Source organism: Saliniramus fredricksonii, from assembly GCF_900094735.1.
In the GTDB taxonomy this organism is placed as follows: Bacteria; Pseudomonadota; Alphaproteobacteria; order Rhizobiales; family Beijerinckiaceae; genus Saliniramus; species Saliniramus fredricksonii.
Genome location: NZ_FMBM01000002.1, coordinates 1,461,888 through 1,488,397 on the forward strand (window position 1 = coordinate 1,461,888; position 26,510 = coordinate 1,488,397).

A 26,510-nucleotide genomic window follows, 5' to 3' on the forward strand; every position below is an offset into this window, starting at 1 on the left:
AATCACGCCTTGTCGCCACCCTCGTCGGCCGGCTCGAACAGCTGCACGGGCTGGCCCGGCATGATGGTCGAAATCGCGTGTTTGTAGACGAGCTGGGAATGACCATCCCGCCTCAGCAAAACACAGAAATTGTCGAACCAGGTCACGACGCCTTGCAGCTTCACGCCGTTCACGAGGAAAATCGTCAGTGGAACCTTGTTCTTGCGGACATGATTGAGAAACGTGTCCTGAAGATTTTGCGCGCGCTCGCCCGCCATGAGTTTGCCTCGCCATCCTGTCGCCGCCGGTCCTTGGTCGCCAGGATCCCAGTTATCGATCGACCATCCGCGCATGGCCCTGAACCGGCCTCGCCATTACATGGCGCAACCGCCCATTAAGCAAGTGCCTATTGCCGGATAATCGCATTTTTCACATGCAATCGCGCTTATTTCCTCACCGCCCTGCTCATGCATTCACACCGAGAGATTTCAACTTTCGGTGGAGAGCTGATCGCTCCATGCCGATAAACTCCGCCGTGCGCGAGATATTGCCGGAAAACCGCGCGATCTGAGCCATCAGATATTCCCGCTCGAAGATTTCGCGCGCATCGCGCAACGGCAGACTCATCAGGCGCTCGCCGCCTGCACCCGAGGGCGTGGTGGGCACCATCGCGCCGATTTCGTTGGGCAGCATATCCGCCGTGATCTCTTCCTCGGCCTCGCCGCTGGCGAGAATCATCAGGCGCTCGACATTGTTGCGCAGTTGCCGGATGTTTCCCGGCCAGTCATGAGATTGCAAAACGGCCATCGCATCATCGCCGATGCGCCGTTTGGGCAGGCCGGTCGCCGCCGAAATCTGCTCCATGAAGAAGGTGATCAGCTCCGGCACGTCCTCGCGGCGCTCGGAGAGCGACGGCACGCGAATCGGCACGACGCTCAGGCGATGAAACAGATCCTGCCGCAGGCGGTTGGCGGCAATCTCGGCCTGGAGATCGCGGCTGGAAGAGGAGATGATGCGCACGTCCACGTGCACGCGGGTGCCGCCGCCGACGCGCTGGAAATTCTGCTCGACCAGCACCCGCATGACCCGATCCTGCGTCTCGCGCGGCATATCGGCGATCTCGTCGAGATAGAGTGTGCCGCCATGCGCCTCTTCGAGCGCGCCGACCCGCCGCTCGCGCCCCTCCCCGGCTTCGACGCCGAACAGCTCCATCTCCATGGTTTCCGGGGTGATGGTCGCCGCATTGATGATCACGAACGGGCCGTTGGAGCGCGTTGACATGCTGTGAATCGTGCGTGCGACGAGTTCCTTCCCGGAACCGGGTGCGCCGGTGACGAGCACGCGCGCATTGGTCGGCGCGACGCGCTCGACCGTCTGGCGCAGCTGCCCCACAATGGGCGAACGTCCGGCGATCCGGCTGGCCTGGATGGAGCGGGCGCGCAGGTCCCGCACTTCACGCTTCAGCCGTGAGGCCTCGAGCGCGCGATCGGCGACGAGGAGCAGGCGGTCGGCCTTGAAGGGCTTTTCGATGAAGTCATAGGCGCCGAGCTTGATCGCCGATACGGCCGTCTCGATATTGCCGTGGCCCGAAATCATGACCACCGGCAGGTCGGCATGCTGCTTCTTGACCAATTCCAGCACCTGCAGCCCGTCAAGCCGGCTGCCCTGCAGCCAGATATCGAGAAAGACGAGGTGCGGTCTGCGCGATTCGATGGCGGCAAGGGCATCGTCGGATGACCCCGCCGTCCTGGTGCGGTGGCCCTCGTCTTCGAGGATACCGGCAACCAGTTCGCGAATATCGGTTTCGTCATCGACGATCAGAATATCGGCGCTCATTTCACATCCACACTCATGCGATCCCCCTCGTGGAGATCCGCGTCAACATTATCGGGAGGATCGAGCGGGAACCACAGACGCACCCGCGCCCCGCGACCGGCGGGATTGTCGAGCAGTTCGACCCCGCCCCCGTGTTCCTCGAAGATCTTCGCGACGATCGGCAGACCAAGTCCGGTCCCGCCATCGCGAGTCGTCATATATGGCTCCAGTAGCCGCGCCCGGTTCTCCGTGGGAAAGCCCTTGCCGTTGTCGTCGACCTCAATCACGGCGTGATGGCTGTCGTCGATGAAAAGCCGTGCGGTGATCATGCCCTCGAATTCGTCATCCTGCCCTTCGAGCCCGGCAATACCCTCGCTGGCATTCTTGATGATGTTGGTCAGGGCCTGTGCGACGAGGCGGCGGTCAAAGCGCGCCAGCACCTGCCCCGGCGGAACTTCATCCTTGATGGTGATATCGGGATAGCCCATGCGCATCATGAAGACGGTCTGACGTACGGTATCGGCGAGGTCGTCTCGGCCCATGGCGGGTTTGGGCATGCGCGCGAAGGACGAGAATTCGTCGACCATGCGCTTGATGTCCTCGACCTGGCGCACGATCGTGTCGGTGCATTGGTCGAAGACGGCGCGATCCTCGGTGATGACCTTGCCGTATTTGCGCCGAATCCGCTCCGCCGAAAGCTGGATCGGTGTCAGCGGGTTCTTGATTTCATGCGCAATGCGCCGCGCCACATCGGCCCAGGCGGAGGTGCGCTGTGCGGTGACGAGATCGGTGATGTCGTCGAGGGTGATCACCACGCCATCATCGCCACCATGCGCCTGCTCGCGGGTGAGGCGCACATTGAGCATACGCTCGCGCCCCTCGCGATTCAGGCTGATCTGCTGGTTCAGCCCGCGCTGACGCGATTGCGCCGCCTCGTCGAGCAGCGTCGCGAGTTCGGGCAGATGACTGCGCGCTTCCTGATTGAGCAGATCATTGGCATGCACGCCGAAGAGTTTTTCCGCCGTCGGATTGACGATGGTGATCCGTCCCCTGGCATCGACACCGATCACCCCGGCGGAGACCCCCGAAAGCACCGCCTCCGTAAAGCGCCGGCGCCGATCGATCAGGTTGCTTGCGGCGGTGAGGCTGTCGTGCTGGCTGCGCAGCTCCGAGGTCATCTTGTTGAAGGTGCTGCTGAGCGCGGCGAGATCACCCTCCTTCTTGCGGATCGGCACCTGGACGTAGAAATTGCCGGTCGCGACCTGCTGCGTCGCGTTGATCAGACGCCGGATCGGACCGACGAAGGCATTCGCATAAGTCAGGCCGAACCAGACCGATGCGAGCAGGATGATCACCGCGACGATCCCGAACATCGCCGCGAACGCCACCTGCATCGCGACGCTGAGCCGTTCAAGCGCCTGGTAATAGGAAATCCCCGCTTCGGCTTCCTCCGGATAATCCAGCGCGCGCCGGTCGACCAGGCGGGTCACGACCAGAATGCGATCGTTGTGCGCGGAGAGGCGCAGCACCGCATGCAGCAATTCGCCCTCAGCCGGAACGAGGCACAGGGCATCCTGTGTGTCCGCCTGTTCGAGCTCGGCCTGATCGGGGATGCGGGCGCCTGGTATCTGCACATTCTGGATGCGCTCGACCACCTCGCCGTTCGGTTCGACGATGGCAAGCACGGGGAAACCGAGAAAGACCGAACGCGCCTGCATGAAATCGCGAAAAACCTGCGGATCGGCATCGTAGAGCATGCGCGCCCGATCGAGATCGGCCGCCATCAGCGTCGTCTCACGCGCCAGCGAGCGGCATTGCAGCTCGCGATAGGCATGGGCGATCTCGACGGTATTCTCGAGTAGATTGTTGATCCAGCCACTGAACCAGGGATCGAGCCCACGCGACAGCGTGATCGAGGCCACCAGTGCGACGACGACGACGGGGACCGTCGCGATGGCGGCGAAGATGGTCACGAAACGCAGATGCAGCCGCGTCCCGGCCACCCCCGCCTTCTTTGCGCGATAAAGCTTGATACCCTGGCGCGCGACCATGATCAGCAGAAGCGTTGCGAGCACGCCGTTGATCGACAGCATGACGATGGTCACACCATCGCTCGGCTCCACAGGCGTCAGGCCGGCGAGAACGATGAAGGTCGCAATGGCGGAAAACAGAGCGAGCAGCACCGCCGTCAGACCGACAGGTCCGAGCCCGTCCGGCCCGCCTGTGCGCCGGGCGCGCGCGCGTCTCTCGATGGCTTCGCTTTGCGTGCTCAAACTCGCCTCATCCGCAGCGACCGGCGCGACTCGTGCATCCGTCACGCTGATGCAAGATCACAACAGTGTGGCGAAACTAATACACTGCGTCCGGCCTTGTTGCGAGGGCGAAGTTGCGGGGCGGATGCACAGCGATGAGTTGGCCAGGTCACCTGCTGGTGCGGATCACCGGCAGATCGAGATCGCGAACCTTCTTGCGCAATGTGTTGCGATTGAGGCCGAGCAGTTCTGCCGCGCGAATCTGGTTGCCGCGGGTGGCGGCCAGCGCCGCGCCGATCAACGGCCCCTCGACGTCACGCAGAATGCGATGATACAGCCCCGGCGGCGGCAGACCGTCGCGGAACTGGCGGAAATAGGAATTGAGATGGCGCTCCACCGAGCCCGCCAGCGTCTCCGGCTCGCCCGGTGTTTCGCTGACGGCCGACATGCCGGTCTCGATCGGTTTGACGTCGAGCTCGCCATCGATGATCGGCGCGGTGATCGTGTCCTGCGGATAGAGCGCAGCAAGTCGCCGCACCAGATTTTCCAGCTCCCGGACATTGCCCGGCCAGCGATAGCGCTTGAGCCGGTCCATCGCCTCCGCGTCGATCTGCTTGCGGGCGAGCCCCTCTTTCTCGATCAGCGAGAAGAAATGCCGCATCAGATCGGGAATATCCTCGATGCGCTCGCGCAGCGGCGGCAGCCGCAGGGGCACGACATTGATCCTGAAATAAAGATCCTCGCGGAACAGACCCTGCTGGATCGAGATCCGCAGATCCTTGTTCGTGGCAGCCACGATGCGGACATTGGTGCGGATCGGCGTACGCCCGCCCACGGTCGTGTATTCGCCCTGCTGGAGCACGCGCAGCAGGCGCGTCTGTGCCTCCATCGGCATGTCGCCGATCTCGTCGAGGAAGAGCGTCCCGCCCTCCGCCTGCTCGAAACGTCCGGCGCTGCGTTGGGTAGCGCCGGTGAAGGCACCCTTCTCATGCCCGAACAGCTCGGATTCGATCAGATCACGCGGAATTGCCGCCATGTTGACCGCGACGAAGGGGCCCGTGCGCCGCTTGCCGTAATCATGCAGCGCCCGGGCCACGAGTTCCTTGCCCGTGCCCGATTCACCCGTGATCATCACCGTCAGATCGGTCGGCATCAGCCGCGCGAGGGCACGGTAGATTTCCTGCATGGCGGGGGAGCGCCCGATCAGGGGAATGTCTTCGCCCTCACCTTCGGGCGTCGTCACCTTGCCGCGCGGGCGCGACATCGCGCGCCCGACGATCGAGACCAGCTCCTTCAGATCGAAGGGTTTGGGCAGATATTCGTAAGCGCCGCGCTCGGAGGCCTTGATCGCGGTCATGAAGGTGTTCTGCGCGCTCATCACGATGATGGGCAGATCGGGGCGCATGCGCTTGATTCGCGGCAGCAGGTCGAAGGCGTTCTCGTCGGGCATCACCACATCGGTGATCACAAGATCGCCGTCACCCTGCGACACCCAGCGCCAGAGCGTCGCGGCATTGCCCGTCGAGCGGACTTCATAACCCGCACGCGAGAGCGCCTGGTTGAGAACCGTGCGGATGGCCGCATCGTCATCGGCGAGGAGAATGTTTCCGCTGGGCATGGGACGGTCTCGATTCCGTTTTACGATTGGGATTGTGCCGGAGGCGCGCTCGCTGGTGTTTCCGTCGTCGTCTTCTCACTGAACATCGGCAACAGGATCCGGAATGTGGTGCGTCGCGGTGCGGGATCGCATTCGATGATACCTCCATGGTCGCCGACGATCTTGGCGACCAAAGCAAGTCCAAGGCCACTTCCGTTCTCCTTCGTGGTGACGAAGGGATCGAACATCTCGGAAATGAACTCGTCGGGAATGCCGGGCCCGTTATCGCGCACGGCAATCTCGATAGGCAGGCTCACCCGCTCGGAAGAGCCCGGCGTCTGCAGACGCATGCCTGTCCGGAATGCAGTGGAGAGCACGATCTCCCCTTCCAGCGCGTCCGGGCCGATCGCCTCTGCCGCATTCTTGAGCAGATTGATGAAAACCTGCACAAGCTGATCACGCGATCCGTAGATCGGCGGCAGCGACGGATCGTAGTTCTCGACGATGCGCACATGGCGGGCAAAGCCCGACTGGACCAGCCGCTTCACGTGGTCGAGCACGGCATGGATGTTGATCGGACCACGATCGGCGCCGGGCGCCGCCTCGCCAAACAATTCCACCCGCTCGACCAGTTTGACGATCCGGTCGGCCTCGTCGCAGATCAGCCGGGTGAGCAACCGGTCATCCTCGTCGGCGGATTGCTCGAGCAGCTGCGCGGCACCGCGAATTCCGGAGAGCGGGTTCTTGATCTCGTGTGCCAGCATGGCACCGAGCGCCGTCACCGAACGCGCGGCACTGCGATGGGTCAGTTGGCGATTCATCTTGTCGGCGATGGTGCGCTCCTGCAGCATCAGCACGACCATTCCGCCCGCATCGCTCAAAGGCGTTGCGAAGGCATCGACGATCCGCTCCATCCCCAGACGCGGCCCGCCCACATCGACGCGGTACTCGTTGACGCTGGACCCACGCAGGCGCACTTCGTCGACAAGCGCCAGAACCGGCGAACCGAAAGGCATGTAATCACTGAGTTTCTTGCGCTCCAGCACCCGCTGGCTGCTCTCCAGAAACGCCTCCGCTGCGGCATTGACCCGCAGGATTTCGTTATCCGGCCCGATGGTCAGAACCGGGAGCGGCAGGGCGTTCATCATCGCCTCGGGCGTTGGCAGGCTCATGCGGCGGCTCCGATCTTCTCGGGGGCGTTCACGATCGAATGCAAAAGCGCGAGCACCCGCGCCGGCTCTGTCGTGGTGACGAGCTCGCGCCGCGCATCCGGCGCCAGAGCGTGACCCTCTTCAGCCGCATGATCGGCAAAGGCGGCGAGATGCTTGCGGGCATGCCGGATGCCGACGCGATGGCCGTACAGGCTCAGCAACCCCTCGTAATGCTCCGAAATTGCCGCGGTTTTCGTCGCCATATCAGGTTCGGCCCAGGGCAACCCGGCGAGCTGCGCCTCGATACGGGCAATCAGCCAGGGTTTTCCGAGCGTGGCGCGACCGACCATCACCGCATCCGCCCCGGAAGCCGCCAGCGCGGCGCGGGCATCATCGGCATCGCAGATATCACCATTGGCGATCAGAGGAAGCGTCGTCGCCGCGCGCACGGCGGCGATCGCCGGCCAATCCGCCTCGCCCTTGTAGAATTGCTGGCGCGTGCGCCCATGCACCGTGATCGCGGCGACGCCGAGTGACTCGGCACGGCGCGCAAGTTCCGGCGCGTTGATATGCGCGTGATCCCAGCCGAGGCGCATCTTCACGGTGACCGGCACCTCTACCGCCCCGACCACCGCCTCGATCAGCCCGCAGGCGTGGTCGAGGTCGCGCATCAGCGCCGAGCCGGCCATGCCGCCGGAGACGTGCTTGGCCGGGCATCCCATATTGATGTCGACGATGTCGGCACCGGTATCCTGGGCCATGCGTGCGGCATCGGCCATCCAGCCGGCGCGGCATCCGGCGAGCTGAACGATATGCGGATCGATCCCCTGCCCCTCCGCGCGGATCCGCGCTTCCTCCGCACCATGGACATAGGCCTCCGACGCCACCATTTCACAGACGACCATCGCTGCGCCGAAACGCGAGGCGATCCTGCGGGCGTGGATATCCGTCACTCCGGACATCGGCGCCAGCGCAACGCGCCCCGCTATTTCGACATTTCCGATCCGCACCGCACCGCCCCCGTTTACAGCATGCCGCTCAATACCGCATCGCCGCATCTGCTTAACAAATAGACGAGCCTTAAAAAAGTGCAATACCGCAAAACAGGCTGATCAGCCATGCGACAATTGCCTTCATCACAGGGCGGGTCTATCACCACGAAACTGCCGTGCCATCAGGGAGACCCCATGGGAAAGCCCATTCGCGAAACGATCGCCGCGCTCGTCGTTGCCGCCGGACGGGGTACGCGGGCCGGGGCCGGTATCCCGAAGCAATACCGCTTTCTCGACGGTATCCCGGTTCTGACACGGACTCTGCGGGCCCTGTGCGCGGAACCGGCCATCGCGACCATCGTCGTGGCGATTCACCCCGACGACGAAGGGCTCTACGCCGCATGTATCGCCGCTCTCGACGAGTCGGAACGTGCGCGGTTGCTCCCACCCGTTCATGGCGGCGCGACGCGCCAGTCTTCCGTCCATGCTGGCCTTTGTGTGCTCGACGCATCCACCTGCCCACATGTCCTCGTGCATGACGCGGCCCGCCCCTTCCTTTCCCGCGACCTGATTCAACGCGCCTGCATGGCCCTCGTCAGGCACGACGCCGCCCTTCCTGGCATCCCGGTAACGGATACGATCAAGCAGGTCACCGATGACGGTCGTGTGACGCATACGCCGCCGCGTGACGGCCTGCGGGCCGTCCAGACGCCGCAGGCATTCCGGCTCGCGCCCCTCCTCGCCGCCCATCGCCGCGCCCTTGATGCGGGCATGACCGGTTTCACCGATGACGGTGCGCTGGCGGAATGGGCTGGAATGGATGTCCATGTCTTTGCCGGTGATCCGGACAATGTGAAACTCACGCATGAAGCCGATTTTCTTCGTTATGCCGAGAACGATGGAGTGCCGCGCATGATCAGCCGTATGGCGACCGGGTTCGACGTCCACATTTTCGGTCCGGGTAACCACGTCATGCTGGGTGGCGTGGCCGTGCCGCATGCGCATGGCGTCGTCGCCCATTCCGACGGTGACGTGGTGCTGCACGCCCTCACCGATGCCGTGCTCGGCGCGCTTGCCGAGGGCGATATCGGCACGCATTTTCCGCCGAGCGATCCGCAATGGCGCCACGCGTCTTCGGACCGCTTTCTCGCTTTCGCGGCGGCGCGCGTGCGCGAACGCGGCGGCGTGATCGACTTCCTCGACGCCACCATCCTGTGCGAGCGCCCCAGGATCGGGCCGCATCGCGAGGCCATGCGCGCGCAGATCGCACAGATCGCCGGAATCGATGCCGATTGCGTCTCGATCAAGGCGACGACCACCGAAAAACTCGGCTTCACCGGGCGCGGCGAAGGCATCGCGGCGCAGGCGGCAGCAACGATCCGGCTTCCCGTTACCAGGCAATCAGGAGACACGGCATGATCTTCACGGAGGAACGCGAAACCCGCGCCGCAAACCTGCTCGAAGTCTTTGCGGCGCGCGGATTGATGATCGCCACGGCGGAATCCTGCACCGGCGGGCTGATTGCCGGCCTGCTCACCGAAATCGCCGGCTCTTCCCGCGTGGTCGAGCGGGGCTTCGTCAGCTATTCGAACGCGGCAAAAAACGAGCTTCTCGGCGTCCCGACAGAGACCATCGAAGCCCATGGCGCCGTCAGCGAGACGGTGGTGCGGGCCATGGCCGAAGGTGCTCTCGCGCAGTCGCGGGCGCACGTCGCAATCGCGGTCAGCGGCGTCGCAGGGCCGGGTGGCGGGACGGTGGCGAAGCCCGTCGGCCTCGTCCATCTCGCCTGCGCGCGCCAGCGTGGCGCGACCGTGCATCTCGAAAGGCGCTATGGCGATCGCGGACGCGGGGAGATCCGGCTGATGACCATCGACGACGCGCTCGGGCTGCTCGAAGCGGCGATCGCCGAGGCGTGATGCTCAGCCGTAGACCTGACGGGCGCGGGCCTCGAAGGCGCTGGTGAATTTGCGGAAGGCGCGATCGAACATCGCGCCCATCAGCATGCCGAGCGCGAAATTGCGGAACTCATAGGCGATGTGGAAATCCACTTCGCATCCATTGTCGCCCTGGTTGAGGAACTTCCAGCGGTTTTCCAGAAACCGGAACGGGCCATCAATATATTCAACATCGATACGCAGGCGCGGACGATCAAGGGTGACGCGGGTGGTGAAGGTTTCGCGGATCGACTTGTAGCCGACACTCATATCGGCCACGAGGATCTCTATCCCGTCGCCACTCTGCGTCCTGCGGCGCACGCGCAGGCTCTCGCAGAGCGGAACGAATTCCGGATATTTCTCCACATCCGCCACCAGTTCGAACATCTGGACCGGCGTGTGCGGAACATTCTTGACAGTGTGGAATGCCGGCATGGCTGGGCCATCAACCCGCGTTGCTGCTCAACCGCGCCGCCTTGAGCTTCGCGAAATCCTCATCGGCATGATAGGAGGAGCGCGTCAACGGCGTGGAGGAGACCAGCAGGAAGCCCTTGGCCCGCGCCGTCGTCGCATAAGCATTGAACTCCGCCGGCGTCACGTAACGGATCACGGGATGGTGCTTGCGGGTCGGCGCGAGATACTGGCCGATCGTCATGAAATCCACATCCGCAGCACGCAGATCATCCATCAGCTGGAGCACTTCATTGCGTTCCTCGCCGAGCCCGACCATGATGCCCGACTTGGTGAAAATGGTCGGATCGAGCTCTTTCACCTGCTGGAGCAGGCGAATGGAGTGGAAGTAGCGCGCGCCGGGGCGCACCGTCAGATATTTCGAAGGCACTGTTTCGAGATTGTGGTTGAACACGTCCGGACGCGCCTTCACCACGACCTCCAGCGCGCCGTCCTTGCGCAGGAAATCGGGGGTCAGGATCTCGATCGTCGTCCCGGGCGCGCGCGCGCGGATGGCGTGGATCACATCGGCGAAATGCTGCGCGCCGCCATCGGCAAGATCGTCACGATCGACGGAGGTGATGACGACGTGCCGCAGGCCGAGCTTCTCGACGGCCTTGGCGACATTTTCCGGCTCATGCGGATCGAGTGCCTCGGGGCGACCGGTCTTGACGTTGCAGAAGGCACAGGCGCGGGTGCAGGTGTCGCCCATGATCATGAAGGTGGCGTGCTTCTTTTCCCAGCATTCGCCGATATTGGGGCAACCGGCTTCCTCGCAGACGGTGACGAGCTTGTTCTCCTTCACGATCCGGTTGGTCTCCGCCCATTTCGGCGAACCGGGCGCCTTGACGCGAATCCATTCCGGCTTGCGCAGGATCGGCTGATCGGGCCGATGCGCCTTTTCCGGATGACGGGGACGGGTATCCTTCTTGAGGAGATCGAGAACAACGGCCATGTCAAAAAATTCCGCAAACGTGAACGGGGTCGCGACCTCTCCGACATAGGCCGATGCGGCCCGTCTGGCAACCCGCGGCAGGCGTGGCCGGAAGAGCTTTCGCCGGATTCCGGACGACCGGATCGCGTCGTTCCGCAAGGAAGATCCGCGCGGAAGCGCTGCCCCGGCGCACGAAATTTGATCGCGAAAGAGACATCTTTATGCATAGCAAGGGTTGCGGGAACTTCAATTAACGCAGATAGAAAAAGCTTTTTTGAGGATATCACATATGTTTCGAGATAATTTGATGTCGGCATCACTATCAGCAAAGAGCCCGAATCCCTCCCTCATGGCGGCTGGCGGCAATTCCGGGACGGCCCATCTTCACAACTCTGAGCATGGGCCCTTCGCGCTGGTGCGCGCCAGCGCCGCGAGCCCGTCTGCGGCTTCTCACGGCCTGATCGCACCGCCCCGCGCCGAAACGGTCATACAAGCGAGCGGACCGGTATCCGCAGAGCGTGAAGTGGCGAATTTTCTTGAGGATGTTCGCGAAGTCGGTCCCTTGGGCTAGCTGCTCCTGCGCACCGAGGATGTGCCGGCTTTCGGATATTTCGTTGGCTTCACATATCTTTCCCAGGGCGTTTTCGCGACATATGATCCCCATACCGACAATTACGGGCTCTACAATTCGCACAAGCTCATCTTCCTGGAAACGAGCCCGACCACGGCCCTGTCATTCAGCACGCTCGGCATCATCAATGATGCGGGGCGGATCGATATCGGGACCGGCGCCGTCTTCGTCCTGGACCCGATCGGGTTGCCGACCATGCTCGTCTATATCAATGCACGCTCCTACATGCAGGCCGATGACGAGACCAGCGTCAGCGCCTATCCCGACAGTGACGGCGTCATGCGCCTCTCGGTGACCGTGGGGGCCGGGATTTCGCCGGAACAGATCGTCGGATCGCTCGCGCGGCTGATGTCGCGCGGTCTGATGCTGATACCGAGCCTGCACAGCCAGGCCGGAGCACGCAAGCTCGAGAGCCTCGCCGCCGGCATCGACAACGCCAATCTCTACGCCCGCACCTTTGTCGGGGGCGGCCTGCCGATGACCCTGGAGCACGATACCGTTTCCGGCGAAACGCGGCTCGTCCATCGCGGCAACGAGGTCACGCCGGAGTATCTGCTGCATCTGTTCTTCGGTGACGGCGAAGAGCCGCGCCTGGAAATTCCCGCCCGCAATGCCGATTCGGGGAACATCTTCGCGAGCATCACCGACCAGTTGCACCTCATCGACGGCACTTCCCCCTTCGCGCTCTATCGCGAGACCGGGCAGACGGGCGGCCATGCCGCGCTCGAAACCGTGGCGCAGATCCGGCGCGCGGTGGATGCGGTGATCCCGATGTATTTCTCCATGCTCGGCGACGAGGCGCGCAGCGCCTATGCCTATGGCATGACCAGCTACGCAGATACGCAGACGGTGATCCACGCCCTCGTCGACGCCGTTCTGCCGCAGGACCGGGAGCGGCTGATCGCGGCACTGGCCAATCCTTACGTCGATTTCGGGATTCCGGAGCTGCAGGAAGCCAACCGCGCGCGCCCCACCGATTACGCGTTGATCCGGGCCCTGTTGATGGATGAGTGGGTGCGGTGACCGGCCAGGGGTGAGGCGATGCAACCTATTCGTTGAAAAACGGATTACCCTGCGCGATCCGTCACGACCTGTCGGGATGCGCAGACTATACGGAAACTACAGATACTCTTCTCTATGTATAACCTTATAAAATATATTTTAGTTTTAAAAATGCAATTTTGTATGCTAGAAAATATTTTCTAATATATTTTTTATATTTCAGGGAGATTACAATATGAACGTCGTGATGAATCTCGACAGGACCACTGCGTTGCAATCGAGACAAGAGACCCAAGGAGCCGCTTTCGCACTCGCGCGCCAGCAGGAGGCAAAACAAGTACAGCAATCCGAGGAGGCCGAGATCGAGATTATGCCGCTGATCCCGATGGAAGACCCCTCACAAGAAGTGGAATTAGGCCCAGACGCATGGGTAGTGGGTGTGACTCAGGGTCCGGCAACCCGTAGAGGACTTGAGAGCCTGGCCACGGAAGCACTCGCGGGTAGCGGGATTGGCCCCGGAGGCGCGGCCTTTGCCACGATACCGACGAATGGCGGAACGCCATCACTTTTTGTCGCGCAACCGCTTCGTCCTTTCCCTTGCGGGCCGCTCAACTGCAGTATCGGTCTCGTCAGCACTATCAGACCGGAACTCGGATCGCCGGATGATGCCGAGGGTGCCGAGGGTGTGCGCTTGTCAAGACCCGATCTTACTATCGAGGGCGGTGTCGGAGGAACAGTTTCGGCAAAGATCAATGGCATGACCGTGCTCGGTTTCTTCAATTTGAGATCCAGCGACGGCGTCACACAGGATGCCCTGGAGCAGTTTGCGCGTGGCGAAATCTCCGAAGTTCCGCCCGGAACCTATTCGATGAATTTTGGCGTAGCGGGATCGGCAATGCAGCCAGTTGAAGTTGCCCTGCGTGAGCTGGGGCGCGTCGCATCTGCCGTTCCGAAGCCGACGGTAGCGGCCCTAGGACAGGGCATGATGCGCGGCTCCCAGATCTTGGAGCTGGCCAACGATTTCTTTGACGTGAAGGTCGGGGCCGGATTCCGGCTAGCGCTTGTTGTCGACGAAAACGGTGAAATGACTTTCATGAAGGGAAGCCAGGAAATCGATCTCGAACAGGCGATCCTGAACGCATTTTCACCCGATCGGCTACCCGAAATCCCCATTCTCGAAAACCCGGACAACGATGAGAGCATTGAGAATGTAAACATTACCAGCCGTCTGATCAACGGCGCCAACCCATTCGAACTGGCCCGCAGCTTGGGCGGTGAAACCTACGGCAACAGTGTCATTGAACTCGCTTCGCAAATAAATCGTTTCACCCAAGAAGTTGCAATGCCGATTGCCTACATGCTTCCGCCTGACGTACAAAGCATAATTGCACACGGCATTCGGAATTATGAAGATTTTGGAGCTGTCTACGACGCAGTCCACGTATTGAATCATATTCATGGTATTGAAGTACCGGGTTTCACGGACAACCGGTTTGGTAATCTATACGATCTTGATTTCGGCTCTCAGGTCATTAGCCACGAGAATAGCGCCCAATTCTTTGGATTTGCTGGAGAAGGCTGGCAGGACATGCCGCCGGAGCATTTACGAGCGCTGGGAATGAGGGAAGAGGATCATGAATTCGTCCGGAATGTTTTCCAAGGCACATATCGCGATCCGGTCGACATGAGGCAGCCATTCGAGGAGACGATGCCTCAATGAGGCACAGAATGCCGGGCGGGGCGCCCGCCCGGCATTCACCAATCGCCATAAGTTCGCTCAGCTATGTATCACCCGCCCATACGCATCCAGCACGCTCTCATGCATCATCTCCGAGAGCGTGGGATGCGGGAAGACCGTGTGCATCAGCTCTTCCTCGGTCGTCTCCAGGTTCATGGCGACGACATAGCCCTGGATCAGCTCGGTCACCTCGGTGCCGACCATGTGGGCGCCGAGCAGCTTGCCGGTTTTCTTGTCGAAGATCGTCTTCACCATGCCTTCGGGTTCGCCCAGCGCGATCGCCTTGCCGTTGCCCTGGAAGGGGAAGCGCCCGACCTTGAGCTCGTAACCCGCCTCCTTGGCCTTGGCTTCGGTGAGGCCGACAGAGGCGATCTGCGGGTGGCAATAGGTGCAGCCGGGGATCATCGCCTTGTCCATCGCATGCGTATGCAGGCCCTTGATGGTCTCGACGCAGAGCACGCCCTCATGCTCGGCCTTGTGGGCCAGCATGGGCGGGCCGGCGACATCGCCGATGGCGTAGATGCCGGGCACATTGGTGCGGCCGAGCCCGTCCGTGACGACGCAGCCGCGATCGGTCTTCACGCCGAGCTTCTCGAGGCCCAGATTCTCGATATTGCCGACAACGCCGACCGCCGAGATCAGCTTCTCCGCCGTGATTGTCTGCTTGCCCTTGTCGTCCTCGATCGTGGCGGTGACACTGCCCTTGCCCTTCTCGACCTTGGAGACCTTGGCGCCGGTGAGGATCCTGATGCCCTGCTTCTCGAAGCGCTTGCGCGCATGGGCTGCGATCTCGGCATCCTCGACGGGCAGGATCTGCGGCAGCAGCTCGACCACCGTCACCTCGGCACCCATGGTACGGTAGAATGAGGCGAATTCGATACCGATCGCGCCCGAGCCCATCACCAGCACGGATTTCGGCATAGATTTGGGCACCATCGCCTCGAAATAGGTCCAGATCAGATCCTTGTCCGGCTCGATCCCGGGCAGCACGCGCGGGCGGGCACCGGTGGCGACGATGATGTTCTTGGCGCTGTAGGAGCCCGGGCCGAGCGCGCCCTTCGGCGCTTCCTTGGGCGGGCCCTCGACCGATTTTGTCGCCTTCTTGACGGTCACCTTGCCGGGCGCCTCAATCGCCCCCTCGCCCCAGATCACATCGACCTTATTCTTCTTCAGCAGCATGCCGACGCCGCCATTGAGGCGCCCGGAGACGCCGCGCGAGCGCTTCACCACCGCTTCCATGTCGAAAGAGACGTCCTTGGCGGACAGGCCGAAATCCTTGGCGTGCTCGAAATAGTGGAAGATTTCGGCCGAGCGCAGCAGCGCCTTGGTCGGGATGCAGCCCCAGTTCAGGCAGATGCCGCCGAGATGCTCGCGATCGACGACCGCCGTCCTGAAGCCGAGTTGCGCGGCGCGGATCGCGGCCACGTAACCGCCGGGGCCAGCACCGAGGATGATGATATCGTAATCGGACATGCGCAAAACTCCCGTCCTGCCGGGCGCGCCGCACCGTCACGCAGCGGGCGCTCAGATCAAAGGAAAACCGCGACCGGGCAAGCCCCGGCCGCATCGGGCGCTCACACGAGCATACCCATCGGATTCTCGATCAGCCCCTTGAAGGACTGCAGCAATTCGGCGCCGAGCGCGCCGTCCACCACCCTGTGATCACAGGAGAGCGTGACGCTCATCGCCTGCACCACCGCTGGCGCGTCATCCTTGACAACGACGCGCTTCTCACCCGCGCCGACGGCGAGAATCGTCGCATGCGGCGGGTTGATCACGGCGGAGAATTCGCGGATGCCGAACATGCCCAGATTCGACACCGCCGTGGTGCCGCCCTGGTATTCCTCGGGCTTGAGCCGCTTGTTGCGCGCGCGGCCCGCAAGATCCTTCATCTGCGCCGAGATCGCCGAGAGCGACTTCGTCTCCGCCGCGCGGATCACCGGGGTGAACAGGCCCCCGTCGATCGCCACGGCGACGCCGACATCGGAATGCCGGAAGCGCAGGATCCGGTCCTCGGCCCAGACGGCGTTGGCATCGGGTACCTTCTGCAGTGAGAGCGCCAGCGCCTTGATGACGAAATCGTTGACCGAGAGCTTGTAGGCGGGCTTGCCCTCCTTGTCCTTGGTCGCGGCGTCGTTCAGCTGCTTGCGCAGGGCCATCAGTGCATCGAGCTCGATATCGAGCGTCAGATAGAAATGCGGGATGGTCTGCTTCGATTCGAGCAGGCGCTTGGCGATGGTCTTGCGCATGCCGTCGAGGCTGACTTCCTCGTAGGAATCCGCCGGATACATGGCCTTGACCTGATCCACCGACATGCCTTGCGCCATCGCACCGGCAGGAGCCGCCGCCTTCGGCGCCTCGGGCTTCGCGGCGGGCGCAGCCGCCTCCGCCTTGCCGACGCCCTTCTCGACCGCAGCGCGGACATCGCGCTCGATGATGCGCCCATGCGGGCCGGAGCCCTTCACCGCCTTCAGATCGAGCCCGGCATCCCTGGCGATGCGACGCGCGAGCGGCGAGGCGAAGATGCGCTCGCCGGAGCCGGTCTTCGGTACGGGCGGCGCCTTGGAGGGAGCGGGTGCCGCCTCGGACATGGCCGGGGGCGCGGCGGGGGCCTCCTTCTCGGCTTCCGCCTTGGATTCAGCCTTGGGAGCCTCACCTTTCGGAGCCTCGTCCTGCGGCCTGGTCGGCGCGCCACCGCCATCAGCGGGCACCTCGACCTTGGCCGGATCCTCGCCCTCCTCCGCGATCAGCGCGATGAGATCGTTGACGGGGACATCGGACGTCCCTTCCGGCACGACGATTTTGGCCAGCGTTCCTTCATCGACCGCCTCGACCTCCATGGTCGCCTTGTCGGTCTCGATCTCGGCGAGGACATCGCCGGGCTTGACGCTGTCGCCTTCCTGCTTGAGCCATTTGGCGAGATTGCCCTTTTCCATCGTCGGCGACAGGGCGGGCATCAGGACTTTGATCGGCATCGGGCTTGTGATCCTGAGCTGAAATCAGTTGAGGGAAGGGGTGGAGCCGGAATCGTCGGGCGGTTCGACATCGGCCTCGAATCCGGCACGGATCTGGGCCAGCGCCTCCGCCTCGTCGATACCCGTCTCAAGCGCATAGACCCGCGCGGCATGGCGCGCGAGGTCCGAGAACAGCACCCCCCAGGTGAATGGATCGTCGAACGAGCGCCGCAGGGCGATACTCACCTCGCCCTCCACCACACTCGCCCGCAACACCTCGTGGCCGCCCTTTTCGGCGACATCGGGGGGAACGGCGAGTTCGTGGAATTGCGGCTTGTCGCTCATATCGCTCACTTGTAGCAGACGGCTTTCGCGGCCTGGACGACCTCGGCGACGCTCGGCAGGGCGAGCTTCTCGAGATTGGCGGCGTAGGGCATCGGCACGTCCTTGCCGGTGACCCGCGCCACCGGCGCGTCCAGATAATCGAAGGCCTGCTCCATGATCCGGGTGGCGATCTCCGCCGTGACACCCGATTGCGGGAAACCTTCCTCCACCGCGACGCAGCGCCCGGTCTTCATCACCGAGGCGATGACCGTGTCGGAATCCATCGGGCGGATGGTGCGCAGATCGATGATCTCCGCCTCGATCCCCTCCCTGGCCAGTTCCTCCGCCGCCTTGATGGCGTAGCTCATGCCGATGCCGAAGGAGACGATGGTGACGTCGTCGCCCTTGCGATGCACCCGCGCCTTGCCGATCGGGACCGTGAAATCATCCAGCTTCGGCACCGGGAAGCTCTGCCCGTAGAGAACCTCGTTCTCCAGGAAGATCACCGGGTTGGGATCGCGAATGGCGCTCTTGAGGAGCCCCTTCGCATCCGCCGCCGTATAGGGCATCACCACGCTCAGCCCCGGCACGTTGGAATACCATGCGGCGTAATCATGGCTGTGCTGCGCCGCGACGCGCGAGGCGGCGCCGTTCGGGCCACGGAACACGATCGGGCAGCCGAGCTGACCGCCGGACATGTAGAGCGTCTTGGCCGCCGAATTGATGATCTGGTCGATCGCCTGCATGGCGAAGTTGAAGGTCATGAACTCGACCACAGGACGCAGGCCCGAGAAGGCCGCGCCGACGCCGAGGCCGGCGAAACCGTGCTCGGTGATCGGCGTATCGACGACGCGGCGTTCGCCGAATTCCTGCAGCAGGTTCTGCGTGACCTTGTAGGCGCCCTGGTACTCGGCCACCTCCTCGCCCATGACGAAGACCTTCTCGTCCCGGCGCATCTCTTCCGCCATGGCGTCCCGCAGAGCCTCGCGGATGGTCGTATCGACCATTTCGGTGCCCTCCGGCACCTCGTCGGAGGCGTCATAGGCATTCGCGGAGCGCGCGACCGCCGGGGCCGCCGGGGGCGCGGAATCGCTCCCGGATTCGGAGGATTTCTCCTCGGCGGGCTCCGCCTCCTGCGACGCCCCGCCCTCCGGCGCGGATGCTTTCGGGCCGGCCTTGGCGGCTTCATTCACGTCCTCGCCTTCCTCGGCGATGATGGCGATGGGCGTGTTGACGGCGACGTTGTCGGTATCGTCGCCGATCAGGATCTTGGCCAGCGTTCCCTCGTCGACCGCCTCGACCTCCATGGTCGCCTTGTCGGTCTCGATCTCGGCGAGCACGTCGCCGGGTTTGACGGAATCGCCTTCCTTCTTAAGCCATTTGGCCAGTTTGCCCTGCTCCATGGTCGGAGACAATGCGGGCATCAATACGTCGATGGGCATGGGCTCGAAGCTCTCCGCTGAGCGCGCGCTGTCGCGAGCGCGACGGGTTGATCGGGAATCAGTGCAGGATGTCGGTCCAGAGCTCCGACGGATCGGGCTCGGGATCGTTGGTCGCGAAATCGGCCGCCTCGTTGACGATCTTGCGGATCTCGCTGTCGACTTCCTTCAGATCCTTTTCCGGGACCTCCCACTCGCCGAGAAGGCGGCGGCGGACCTGCTCGATCGGATCCTGCTCCTCACGCATGCGCGTCACCTCGTCCTTGGTGCGATACTTCGCCGGGTCGGACATGGAATGGCCGCGATAGCGGTAGGTCAGCATTTCGAGGATGAAGGGCCCCTCGCCGGAACGGGCATGCTCGATGGCGCGCTCGCCCGCTTCCTTCACGGCGCGGATATCCATGCCGTCGACCTGCTCGCCGGGAATGTTGAAGGAGAGCCCGCGCCGCGAGAAATCCGTCTGCGCCGCAGCGCGGCTGACCGATGTGCCCATGGCATAGCGGTTGTTCTCGATCACGTAGACCACCGGCAGCTTCCACAGGGCGGCCATGTTGAAGCTCTCGTAGACCTGGCCCTGGTTGGCCGCGCCGTCTCCGAAATAGGTCAGGCAGACACTGTCCTCGCCGCGATACCGGCTTGCGAAGGCGATGCCGGTGCCGAGCGGGACCTGCGCGCCGACGATGCCATGGCCGCCATAGAAGTGCTTTTCCTTGGAGAACATGTGCATCGAGCCGCCCTTCCCCTTGGAATAGCCGCCCTTGCGCCCGGTCAGTTCGGCGAGCACGCCCTTGGGGTCCATGCCCGTGGCGAGCATGTGCCCGTGATCCCGGTATCCCGTGATCACCTGATCCCCGTCCTTCGACGCCATCTGCATGCCGACGACAACCGCTTCCTGCCCGATATAGAGATGGCAGAAACCGCCGATCAGCCCCATGCCGTACATCTGGCCGGACTTCTCCTCGAAGCGCCGGATCAGCAGCATGTCGCGATAGGCCTGGAATTCCTCGTCTTTCGACAGTGATGGTGTGTTGCGGGTGGTGCGACGCGTTGTGCCCTTTGCGGACTTGGACGCGGCACCTCCAGATTTGCGCGCAGCCGTGGCCATGCAATCCCTCCGAGATGTTCCTCTCTCCCTACATAGCTCAACGAAAGTCGAAAAGCGAGGGGCGGGATGGCACCGACGACCGCAGCGCAACATGGAGTAAGCACTTGCCTTGAAACATGTTTTTAAAATTAATCAGATTTCAGTTAATTCAAAAATTTCCTCACTCACCCGCATCGAGCAGGATCACGAGATCGTTGCGATGGACCCTGCCCAGCATCATGCGGGCCTGCTCCTCAAGCAGATCCCGGTCGATCTGGTCGCTGCGCACGAGGGCGACACGGCGCTCCCATTCCTTGCGTTCGCGGGTGAGTTCGTCGAGCTCCGCACGCGTCTGTTCGATCTGTACGGAGAGTTCGCGCTTCGCCTCGAGGCCACGCTGGCCGATATTGGCATGATGCAGGAAATAAGCGACAGTGAGCCCGGTTGCCGCATAGAGCGCCAGGGGAATCAGGATTGCGCGGGCTCGGGCTCGGATCACCATGTGGCAACTCTCGCCGGTCATGGTAAAGATTCCGTAATCATGCGCAGGGTATGATCGCGGTTCTTCGCAATGCCCGCACGTTGATTGTTGCAACGCATTTGTTGTGCTCCGGCCCAAATCGTACCGAATGCCGGGTCCGGGCGCCGGATCGCGACGGTCGAGTGTCTTTATTGATCGGGGAATCGACGAATGGAGAACCTGACGATCGCCAACATTGCGCTTCTGCTCGGCGCCTTGTTCGTGCTGATCGGCATCGCATCGAGCCTCCTCGCGTCGCGCTTCGGCGCCCCCTGCTCCTGATCTTCCTCGTGCTCGGCATGCTCGCCGGCCAGGACGGCATCGGCGGCATCGTCTTCGATGATTTTCGGGCAACCTACCTGATCGGCTCCGCCGCGCTGGCCATCATCCTCTTCGATGGCGGGCTGCGCACCCGGCTGGCGAGCTTTCGCGGCGTGCTCGCCCCCGCCGCCATGCTCGCCACCTTCGGCGTCCTGATCACGACGCTGGCCACTGGCGCCGCCGCCACTCTGATCCTGGGGCTCAGCCTCGTCGAGGGTCTGCTCGTCGGCGCCATCGTCTCCTCCACGGATGCGGCCGCCGTCTTCTTCCTGATGCGCTCGAAGGGCATGAAGCTGCGCCGGCGCGTCAACAACACGATCGAGATCGAATCCGCCACGAACGACCCGGTCGCGGTCTTCCTCACCATCGCGCTCGTCGAGGTGCTGCTGGTGCAACAGACGGATACGAGCTGGGCGATCGGGGCATTGTTGCTGCAACAGGCCGTGATCGGTGCGGCGCTCGGCGTATTGGGCGGGATGACCCTCGTCTGGGCGCTCAACCGCTTCACCCTGCCCCACGGTCTGCACCCGCTCCTCGCCGTCAGCGCTGCGATCCTGATCTTCTCGCTGACCTCCGTGCTCGGCGGGTCAGGTTTTTTCGCGGTCTATCTCGCCGGCCTGATCGTGGGAAACCGCCCGGTGCGCGCCTTCCCCACGATCCTGAGTTTCCATGATGCGGCCACCTGGCTGAGCCAGATCGTGATGTTTCTCGTCCTGGGACTGCTCGCGACGCCGTCGACGCTGGTGCATTACGCCCTGCCCGCCATCCTCATCTCGGCTTTCCTCATCGTGATCGGCCGCCCCCTCGCCGTATGGCTGTGCCTGACTCCGTTCGGCTTCGGCAAGCGCGAGAAGAACTTCATTTCATGGGTCGGGCTGCGCGGCGCGGTCTCGATCTTCCTCGCCGCGATCCCGACGCTCACGGCGGTGCCCAATGCCGAGATCTATTTCAACATAGCCTTCTTCGTGGTGCTCATCTCGCTTCTGGTTCAGGGCTGGAGCGTCGGCTGGATGGCGACGCGGCTCGGACAGCAATCGGGTGAGGCGATTGCCGATCCCCAACGGCTCGAAATTGATCTGCCCGGCCAGCTCGAGCTCGAAATGGTGGGCTATCCGATTACCGAAAACAGTCCCGTTCTCGCCCGCGCGGTTTACCCTTCGTGGATGCGCGTGGTGATGATCGTGCGCGATGGCGAGGTACTGACGCCGGAGGCGGCCGGGCCGCTGCGCGCCGGTGATTACGGCTATTTTCTCGCGCCGCCGGCCCGTGTCCCGCGGCTCGACCGCCTGTTCGCCTCCGGCGATGGCGGCAAGCCGCCGGCGCTGGGAATGTTCAGCTTCTCCGGCGACGCCACGGTCGCGGACGTCGCGCGGCTCTATGGTCTGCACGTGCCCGCCGATCTGAAGAAACTGAGCATCGCCGAAGCCTTCGACGAGCGCTTCGAGGATCGGGTCGATGTCGGAGACCGCATCGCCATCGAACCGGCTTTCCTGATGGCTACCGCCATCCGGAACGACGAGGTTGCCGCAGTCACCGTGGAATTCGAGGAACCCGATGAAAAACCGGCGACGCCGACCGGGCGGATGATCGCGCGCCTGCGGGCCTGGCGCAGCCGGCGTGCGCTGGCACGCTCAGCCGCCCTCGCTGCGGATCAGGACAAAAGCGCTATGGGGGCAGGAGCGAAAGATCGCTGATCAGCCTCGGCCAGTTGCGGAGTCGATTCAGCGCGCACAGCGCACGCATAGGTGGAAGGTCGGATCCGCGCGCAGCCGCCCGGCGCCGATCTCCTCACCGCAGGCCTGACAATCGAGATATTCGCCGTCATCCATGCGCCGCAGCGCGAAGAGCAATCCCTGCCGGCGCCCCTGACGTCGCGTCTGCGCAGCCTGCGCCATGGCCTGAACCTGCATCGCATCCATCCGGGCAAGGCGCCCGACGCTCTGCTGATCCAGCGCCACCGGGGCGGAATCCGCTTGCGTTTCCTGGAGAAGTTGATCGATTTCAGCGAGCTCGGCCTCAATGCGCGCACGAAGTTCGGCCAGCAACTGTTTCTCTTCATTCGAAAATGCATCACTCATCACGAAATCCTGCAAGCCGAAGCGAAGGCGCGCTCACCGGGCGGATATTGCACCCGCACATGGACGGTATGCGCGTCGGCGCGGCTTGTCACCCCGCCCTGCCAAAGCCAAATCAGAGACGATCCCGTGCATGGAATGCGAAAGGCGTGACAATTGCGCCGCAAGGAGAACGAAAATGGATAATCGCCGCGATATCTGGCGTCAGGTCGACGCCGCGAAGGAGCGCCTGATCGCGCTCGCGGATCGCGTCTGGGGCATGCCGGAAGTCTGTTATACGGAGGAGCGTTCCTGCGCCGAGCATACGCGTGAGCTCCGCGATCAGGGTTTCCGCGTCACCGAGAACGTGGCGAACATCCCCACTGCCGTGATGGGTGAAGCGGGCGAAGGCGGGCCGGTGATTGCCATTCTCGGCGAATACGATGCGCTTCCGGGCCTCAGCCAGGAAGCCGGCATCGCCGAGCATCGCCCGATCGAGGAAGGCGGCCACGGCCATGGCTGCGGTCATAATCTGCTCGGCTCCGCCGCCATGCTCGCCGCTGTCGGCCTCAAGAACTGGCTCGCCGAGCAAGGCATTCCGGGACGCGTGCGCTATTACGGCTGTCCGGCCGAGGAAGGCGGCGCGGCCAAGGCCTTCATGGTGCGCGACGGCGCCTTCGACGATGTCGATGTGGCGATTTCCTGGCATCCCAACAGCTTCTGGGAAATCTTCCCGCCGGTTTCGCTCGCCAATACCCGCGCCGATTTCGTCTTCTTTGGCCGCACCTCGCATGCATCCGCCTCGCCGCATCTCGGTCGCTCGGCCCTCGACGCGGTCGAACTGATGAGTGTCGGGGTGAATTACATGCGCGAGCACATGCCGAGTGATGCGCGCGTGCACTACGCCGTGCTCGATACCGGCGGCATTGCCCCGAATGTGGTGCAATCCCATGCGCGGGTGCGCTACTCGATCCGGGCCGGCGAGCTCAACGGGATGCGCGAACTCGTCGAGCGCGTACGCAAGATCGCCGAGGGCGCGGCGCTGATGACCGAGACCCGCATGGAGATGAAGATCATCTCGGCGGTCTCCAACCTCCTCGGCAACCGCCCGCTCGAAGAAACCCTGCAATCCATGCTGGAGGAACTCGGCCCCCCGCCTTTCGACGAGGCCGACAGGGAATTTGCCCGCGAAATCCGCGCAACCCTGTCCGAGGAGGATCGCGCCGCCCCCTGGAAGGTGATCGGGCGCGAGCCCAGCGATGCGCCGCTCGCGGATTTCACCGTCCCGCTCGACCAGCCGCGCAACCTGATGATCGGCTCCACCGATGTCGGTGACGTCTCGTGGGCCGTACCCACGGTACAGGCGCATGCGCCCTCGATCGCGATCGGCACGCCGCTGCATACCTGGCAGGTTGTGGCACAGGGCAAGTCCGCGCATGCTCACAAGGCAATGGTGCATGTCGCCAAGGCCATGGCCGGAACCGGGGTGGCGGTGCTCACCGATCCCGATCTGTTGGCCCGCGTGAAGGCCGATCACAAGGCGCGCACGACGAAAACTCCTTATGTTTCGCCGATCCCCGAGGGCGTCCAGCCCCCGCTGGACATGTCACGCGGCTGATCCGGGAGCCGTCACGCGATTCTTCCGCCCCGCGCCGCTTGCCTTCTCGCAGGCTCGCGTTATCTGCAAGCCGCGAACCCGGGCCGAGAGCGGCTCGGGAGAGGGGAAACGATGCATGGCGCAGCCGGTTCTGGTATGGTTTCGTGATGATCTGCGCGTCGGCGACAATGCGGCCCTTCGCGCGGCGCTCGATAGCGGGCGACCTGTCCTGTGCTTCCATGTCTTTGACGATGCCTCCCCCGAGATCCGCCCGCTCGGTGGCGCGGCCCGGTGGTGGCTGCACGGAGCGCTCGCGAACCTATCGGACAATCTGGAGAAGCGGGGCAACCGCCTGCATCTGTTTTCGGGCGCGGCGGAGGAACTGGTGCCGCGCGTCGTCGCGGAGGCGGATGCCGCAGCGCTCTACTGGAATCGCCGCTACGGCCCCGAACGCGAGATCGATGCGCGGCTCAAGAAGCGCCTGCGCGATGACGGTCTGGAGGTGAAGAGCTTTCCGGGACGGCTGGTTTACGAGCCCGGGAGCGTGCTCAACCAGAGCGGCGGCCATTACAAGGTCTTCACCCCCTTCAATCGCGCCGCAGTGGCGCATGACCCGCCGCCGGAACCCCTGCGCGCACCGCGCGACCTCCCCCGCGCGCCCTTCCCGCGCGCCCTCGACGATCTGAGCGTCACCTTGAACGAACTCGCTCTGGAGCCGCGCACGCCTGATTGGGCCGGCGGTCTGCGCGAGACCTGGGAGGCCGATGCGGCAAAGCGCGGCGAGGATGGAGCGCATGAGCGCCTGAAGGCTTTCGTCTCGAGGCATCTGTCCGGCTATGCGCGTGAGCGCGACCGGCCCGATTTCGACGCGACCTCGCGGCTCTCTGCGCATCTGCGCTTCGGCGAAATCACCCCGCGTCAGGCGATCCACGCGGCGCTGGCGGCGCGCGCCGCCGATCGTGTCGATGCGCAGGATTACGACTCGTTTCGGGCCGAGATCGGTTGGCGCGATTTCAGCTATCAGCTGCTCTTTACCCATGGGCCGCTGCACACGCGCAACATGAACGACCAGTTTGACGCCATGCCCTGGCGCGAGGATGATGCCGAACTGCACGCCTGGCAGCGGGGTCGCACCGGTTTCCCCGTCGTCGATGCGGGGATGCGGCAATTGTGGCATCAGGGCTTCATGCATAACCGCGTGCGCATGATCGTGGCATCCTTTCTCACCAAGCATCTGCTGATTCACTGGAAAGCGGGCGAAGCCTGGTTCTGGGACACGCTCGTCGATGCCGATCCGGCCAATAATCCTGCGGGATGGCAATGGGTCGCCGGCTCTGGCGCCGATGCGCAGCCATATTACAGGATCTTCAATCCGATGACGCAGGGCGAGAAATTCGATCCGGAAGGCGATTACGTCCGCCGCTGGGTGCCTGAAATTGCCGGTTTGCCGAACCGTGTCATTCATCGCCCATGGGAGGCGAAGCCCGATGCGCTCAAGGCGGCCGGCGTGGTCCTGGGGAAAAACTACCCCAAGCCGATCGTGGTGCATGAAGATGCGCGCAAGCGCGCGCTGGACGCGTTCGAGACGATCAAACGCCGCTGAGCATGACGCGAGTCGGATCCGCCGGTTTTTCCGCTTGCCACAATTGATGTGCGGGGTAATCCTCGCAGACGGGATCGATACCTTTAGGCCATGGTTTAGAGAATTACCGGTCTACAGACGCTCCGGACACCATCCGGGG

22 protein-coding genes are annotated in these 26,510 nt (G+C 63.4%); 7 read left to right on the forward strand and 15 right to left on the reverse strand.

Annotated elements, in window-relative coordinates; all coding sequences use genetic code 11:
* Positions 1–2: 2 nt before the first annotated feature.
* The 6 genes from hfq to dusB form a co-directional block, all read right to left on the reverse strand.
* Positions 3–257 carry an RNA chaperone Hfq gene (gene hfq / locus GA0071312_RS13255; RefSeq protein WP_074445352.1) on the reverse strand — a complete coding sequence of 85 codons (255 nt, stop codon included), beginning with the start codon at positions 255–257 and terminating at the stop codon, positions 3–5.
* 187 nt (positions 258–444) lie between these two features.
* Positions 445–1,815 carry a nitrogen assimilation response regulator NtrX gene (gene ntrX, locus GA0071312_RS13260; RefSeq protein WP_074445353.1) on the reverse strand — a complete coding sequence of 457 codons (1,371 nt, stop codon included), beginning with the start codon at positions 1,813–1,815 and terminating at the stop codon, positions 445–447.
* Positions 1,812–4,067, reverse strand: a complete 2,256-nt coding sequence (locus GA0071312_RS13265; protein ID WP_238947213.1) for a sensor histidine kinase NtrY-like — start codon at positions 4,065–4,067, stop codon at positions 1,812–1,814. Before GA0071312_RS13265 ends, ntrX begins: the two co-directional genes overlap by 4 nt.
* A 148-nt stretch (positions 4,068–4,215) precedes the next feature.
* On the reverse strand, positions 4,216–5,664 hold the full coding sequence (gene ntrC / locus GA0071312_RS13270) for a nitrogen regulation protein NR(I) (RefSeq protein WP_074445355.1): 1,449 nt from the start codon (positions 5,662–5,664) through the stop codon (positions 4,216–4,218).
* Between the two features lie 20 nt (positions 5,665–5,684).
* Entirely contained in the window at positions 5,685–6,815 is a 1,131-nt protein-coding gene (locus GA0071312_RS13275) for a two-component system sensor histidine kinase NtrB (RefSeq protein ID WP_074445356.1), read from the reverse strand.
* The gene (dusB, locus tag GA0071312_RS13280) at positions 6,812–7,852 is read right to left on the reverse strand and encodes a tRNA dihydrouridine synthase DusB (protein ID WP_074445357.1); all 1,041 of its coding nucleotides are present in this window, start codon (positions 7,850–7,852) and stop codon (positions 6,812–6,814) included. Before dusB ends, GA0071312_RS13275 begins: the two co-directional genes overlap by 4 nt.
* Before the next feature lie 129 nt (positions 7,853–7,981).
* Here dusB and GA0071312_RS13285 point away from each other — a divergent pair, with 129 nt between their 5' ends.
* Together GA0071312_RS13285 and GA0071312_RS13290 are read left to right on the forward strand one after the other, a co-directional pair.
* The gene (locus tag GA0071312_RS13285) at positions 7,982–9,205 is read left to right on the forward strand and encodes a bifunctional 2-C-methyl-D-erythritol 4-phosphate cytidylyltransferase/2-C-methyl-D-erythritol 2,4-cyclodiphosphate synthase (RefSeq protein WP_074445358.1); all 1,224 of its coding nucleotides are present in this window, start codon (positions 7,982–7,984) and stop codon (positions 9,203–9,205) included.
* A complete protein-coding gene (locus GA0071312_RS13290) occupies positions 9,202–9,702 on the forward strand; it encodes a CinA family protein (protein ID WP_074445359.1) in 501 nt (166 codons plus the stop codon). Before GA0071312_RS13285 ends, GA0071312_RS13290 begins: the two co-directional genes overlap by 4 nt.
* A gap of 3 nt (positions 9,703–9,705) precedes the next feature.
* Here GA0071312_RS13290 and GA0071312_RS13295 read toward each other — a convergent pair whose 3' ends face one another.
* Entirely contained in the window at positions 9,706–10,155 is a 450-nt protein-coding gene (locus tag GA0071312_RS13295; protein WP_074445360.1) for a type II toxin-antitoxin system RatA family toxin, read from the reverse strand.
* A 10-nt stretch (positions 10,156–10,165) separates the two neighbouring features.
* Positions 10,166–11,125 carry a lipoyl synthase gene (gene lipA, locus GA0071312_RS13300; protein WP_074445361.1) on the reverse strand — a complete coding sequence of 320 codons (960 nt, stop codon included), beginning with the start codon at positions 11,123–11,125 and terminating at the stop codon, positions 10,166–10,168.
* Between the two features lie 571 nt (positions 11,126–11,696).
* On the opposite strand from lipA, the gene GA0071312_RS13305 reads away from it, so the two are divergent.
* Together GA0071312_RS13305 and GA0071312_RS13310 are read left to right on the forward strand one after the other, a co-directional pair.
* The gene (locus tag GA0071312_RS13305; protein ID WP_074445362.1) at positions 11,697–12,758 is read left to right on the forward strand and encodes a hypothetical protein; all 1,062 of its coding nucleotides are present in this window, start codon (positions 11,697–11,699) and stop codon (positions 12,756–12,758) included.
* 214 nt (positions 12,759–12,972) lie between these two features.
* Positions 12,973–14,457, forward strand: coding sequence for a hypothetical protein (locus GA0071312_RS13310; protein WP_074445363.1), 1,485 nt, complete (start codon positions 12,973–12,975; stop codon positions 14,455–14,457).
* Between the two features lie 57 nt (positions 14,458–14,514).
* On the opposite strand, the gene lpdA is transcribed toward GA0071312_RS13310, so the two are convergent.
* The 6 genes from lpdA to GA0071312_RS13340 all read right to left on the reverse strand — a co-directional run bounded on the left by lpdA (position 14,515) and on the right by GA0071312_RS13340 (position 20,778).
* Entirely contained in the window at positions 14,515–15,948 is a 1,434-nt protein-coding gene (gene lpdA / locus GA0071312_RS13315) for a dihydrolipoyl dehydrogenase (protein ID WP_074445364.1), read from the reverse strand.
* 101 nt (positions 15,949–16,049) lie between these two features.
* Positions 16,050–17,450, reverse strand: a complete 1,401-nt coding sequence (locus tag GA0071312_RS13320) for a pyruvate dehydrogenase complex dihydrolipoamide acetyltransferase (protein ID WP_074445365.1) — start codon at positions 17,448–17,450, stop codon at positions 16,050–16,052.
* A 24-nt stretch (positions 17,451–17,474) separates the two neighbouring features.
* A complete protein-coding gene (locus GA0071312_RS13325; protein WP_074445366.1) occupies positions 17,475–17,774 on the reverse strand; it encodes a DUF5076 domain-containing protein in 300 nt (99 codons plus the stop codon).
* A gap of 5 nt (positions 17,775–17,779) precedes the next feature.
* On the reverse strand, positions 17,780–19,195 hold the full coding sequence (locus GA0071312_RS13330; protein WP_074445367.1) for a pyruvate dehydrogenase complex E1 component subunit beta: 1,416 nt from the start codon (positions 19,193–19,195) through the stop codon (positions 17,780–17,782).
* Between the two features lie 58 nt (positions 19,196–19,253).
* Positions 19,254–20,297: a pyruvate dehydrogenase (acetyl-transferring) E1 component subunit alpha gene (gene pdhA, locus GA0071312_RS13335; RefSeq protein WP_074445368.1), complete on the reverse strand. Its 1,044-nt coding sequence runs from the start codon at positions 20,295–20,297 to the stop codon at positions 19,254–19,256.
* A gap of 160 nt (positions 20,298–20,457) precedes the next feature.
* On the reverse strand, positions 20,458–20,778 hold the full coding sequence (locus GA0071312_RS13340; RefSeq protein WP_074445369.1) for an FtsB family cell division protein: 321 nt from the start codon (positions 20,776–20,778) through the stop codon (positions 20,458–20,460).
* 317 nt (positions 20,779–21,095) lie between these two features.
* Between GA0071312_RS13340 and GA0071312_RS13345 the strand changes: the two genes are divergently transcribed.
* Positions 21,096–22,811 (forward strand): potassium/proton antiporter, encoded by a 1,716-nt coding sequence (locus GA0071312_RS13345; protein WP_238947303.1) that lies wholly within the window; start codon positions 21,096–21,098, stop codon positions 22,809–22,811.
* A gap of 27 nt (positions 22,812–22,838) precedes the next feature.
* Here GA0071312_RS13345 and GA0071312_RS13350 read toward each other — a convergent pair whose 3' ends face one another.
* Entirely contained in the window at positions 22,839–23,195 is a 357-nt protein-coding gene (locus tag GA0071312_RS13350) for a TraR/DksA family transcriptional regulator (protein WP_074446174.1), read from the reverse strand.
* 175 nt (positions 23,196–23,370) lie between these two features.
* Here GA0071312_RS13350 and GA0071312_RS13355 point away from each other — a divergent pair, with 175 nt between their 5' ends.
* Positions 23,371–24,789 (forward strand): M20 family metallopeptidase, encoded by a 1,419-nt coding sequence (locus tag GA0071312_RS13355; RefSeq protein ID WP_074445370.1) that lies wholly within the window; start codon positions 23,371–23,373, stop codon positions 24,787–24,789.
* A 115-nt stretch (positions 24,790–24,904) separates the two neighbouring features.
* On the forward strand, positions 24,905–26,371 hold the full coding sequence (locus tag GA0071312_RS13360; protein WP_074445371.1) for a cryptochrome/photolyase family protein: 1,467 nt from the start codon (positions 24,905–24,907) through the stop codon (positions 26,369–26,371).
* Positions 26,372–26,510 lie beyond the last annotated feature (139 nt).

Excerpts from the sequence above, each read along its gene's own strand:
- hfq (WP_074445352.1), bottom strand. The coding sequence starts at position 257 with ATGGCGGGCGAGCGCGCGCAAAATCTTCAGGACACGTTTCTCAATCAT.
- ntrX (WP_074445353.1), bottom strand. The coding sequence starts at position 1,815 with ATGAGCGCCGATATTCTGATCGTCGATGACGAAACCGATATTCGCGAA.
- ntrC (WP_074445355.1), bottom strand. The coding sequence starts at position 5,664 with ATGCCCAGCGGAAACATTCTCCTCGCCGATGACGATGCGGCCATCCGC.
- GA0071312_RS13275 (WP_074445356.1), bottom strand. The coding sequence starts at position 6,815 with ATGAGCCTGCCAACGCCCGAGGCGATGATGAACGCCCTGCCGCTCCCG.
- dusB (WP_074445357.1), bottom strand. The coding sequence starts at position 7,852 with ATGCGGCGATGCGGTATTGAGCGGCATGCTGTAAACGGGGGCGGTGCG.
- GA0071312_RS13285 (WP_074445358.1), top strand. The coding sequence starts at position 7,982 with ATGGGAAAGCCCATTCGCGAAACGATCGCCGCGCTCGTCGTTGCCGCC.
- GA0071312_RS13290 (WP_074445359.1), top strand. The coding sequence starts at position 9,202 with ATGATCTTCACGGAGGAACGCGAAACCCGCGCCGCAAACCTGCTCGAA.
- GA0071312_RS13295 (WP_074445360.1), bottom strand. The coding sequence starts at position 10,155 with ATGCCGGCATTCCACACTGTCAAGAATGTTCCGCACACGCCGGTCCAG.
- lipA (WP_074445361.1), bottom strand. The coding sequence starts at position 11,125 with ATGGCCGTTGTTCTCGATCTCCTCAAGAAGGATACCCGTCCCCGTCAT.
- GA0071312_RS13310 (WP_074445363.1), top strand. The coding sequence starts at position 12,973 with ATGAACGTCGTGATGAATCTCGACAGGACCACTGCGTTGCAATCGAGA.
- lpdA (WP_074445364.1), bottom strand. The coding sequence starts at position 15,948 with ATGTCCGATTACGATATCATCATCCTCGGTGCTGGCCCCGGCGGTTAC.
- GA0071312_RS13320 (WP_074445365.1), bottom strand. The coding sequence starts at position 17,450 with ATGCCGATCAAAGTCCTGATGCCCGCCCTGTCGCCGACGATGGAAAAG.
- GA0071312_RS13325 (WP_074445366.1), bottom strand. The coding sequence starts at position 17,774 with ATGAGCGACAAGCCGCAATTCCACGAACTCGCCGTTCCCCCCGATGTC.
- GA0071312_RS13330 (WP_074445367.1), bottom strand. The coding sequence starts at position 19,195 with ATGCCCATCGACGTATTGATGCCCGCATTGTCTCCGACCATGGAGCAG.
- pdhA (WP_074445368.1), bottom strand. The coding sequence starts at position 20,297 with ATGGCCACGGCTGCGCGCAAATCTGGAGGTGCCGCGTCCAAGTCCGCA.
- GA0071312_RS13340 (WP_074445369.1), bottom strand. The coding sequence starts at position 20,778 with ATGGTGATCCGAGCCCGAGCCCGCGCAATCCTGATTCCCCTGGCGCTC.
- GA0071312_RS13345 (WP_238947303.1), top strand. The coding sequence starts at position 21,096 with ATGCTCGCCGGCCAGGACGGCATCGGCGGCATCGTCTTCGATGATTTT.
- GA0071312_RS13350 (WP_074446174.1), bottom strand. The coding sequence starts at position 23,195 with ATGAGTGATGCATTTTCGAATGAAGAGAAACAGTTGCTGGCCGAACTT.
- GA0071312_RS13355 (WP_074445370.1), top strand. The coding sequence starts at position 23,371 with ATGGATAATCGCCGCGATATCTGGCGTCAGGTCGACGCCGCGAAGGAG.
- GA0071312_RS13360 (WP_074445371.1), top strand. The coding sequence starts at position 24,905 with ATGGCGCAGCCGGTTCTGGTATGGTTTCGTGATGATCTGCGCGTCGGC.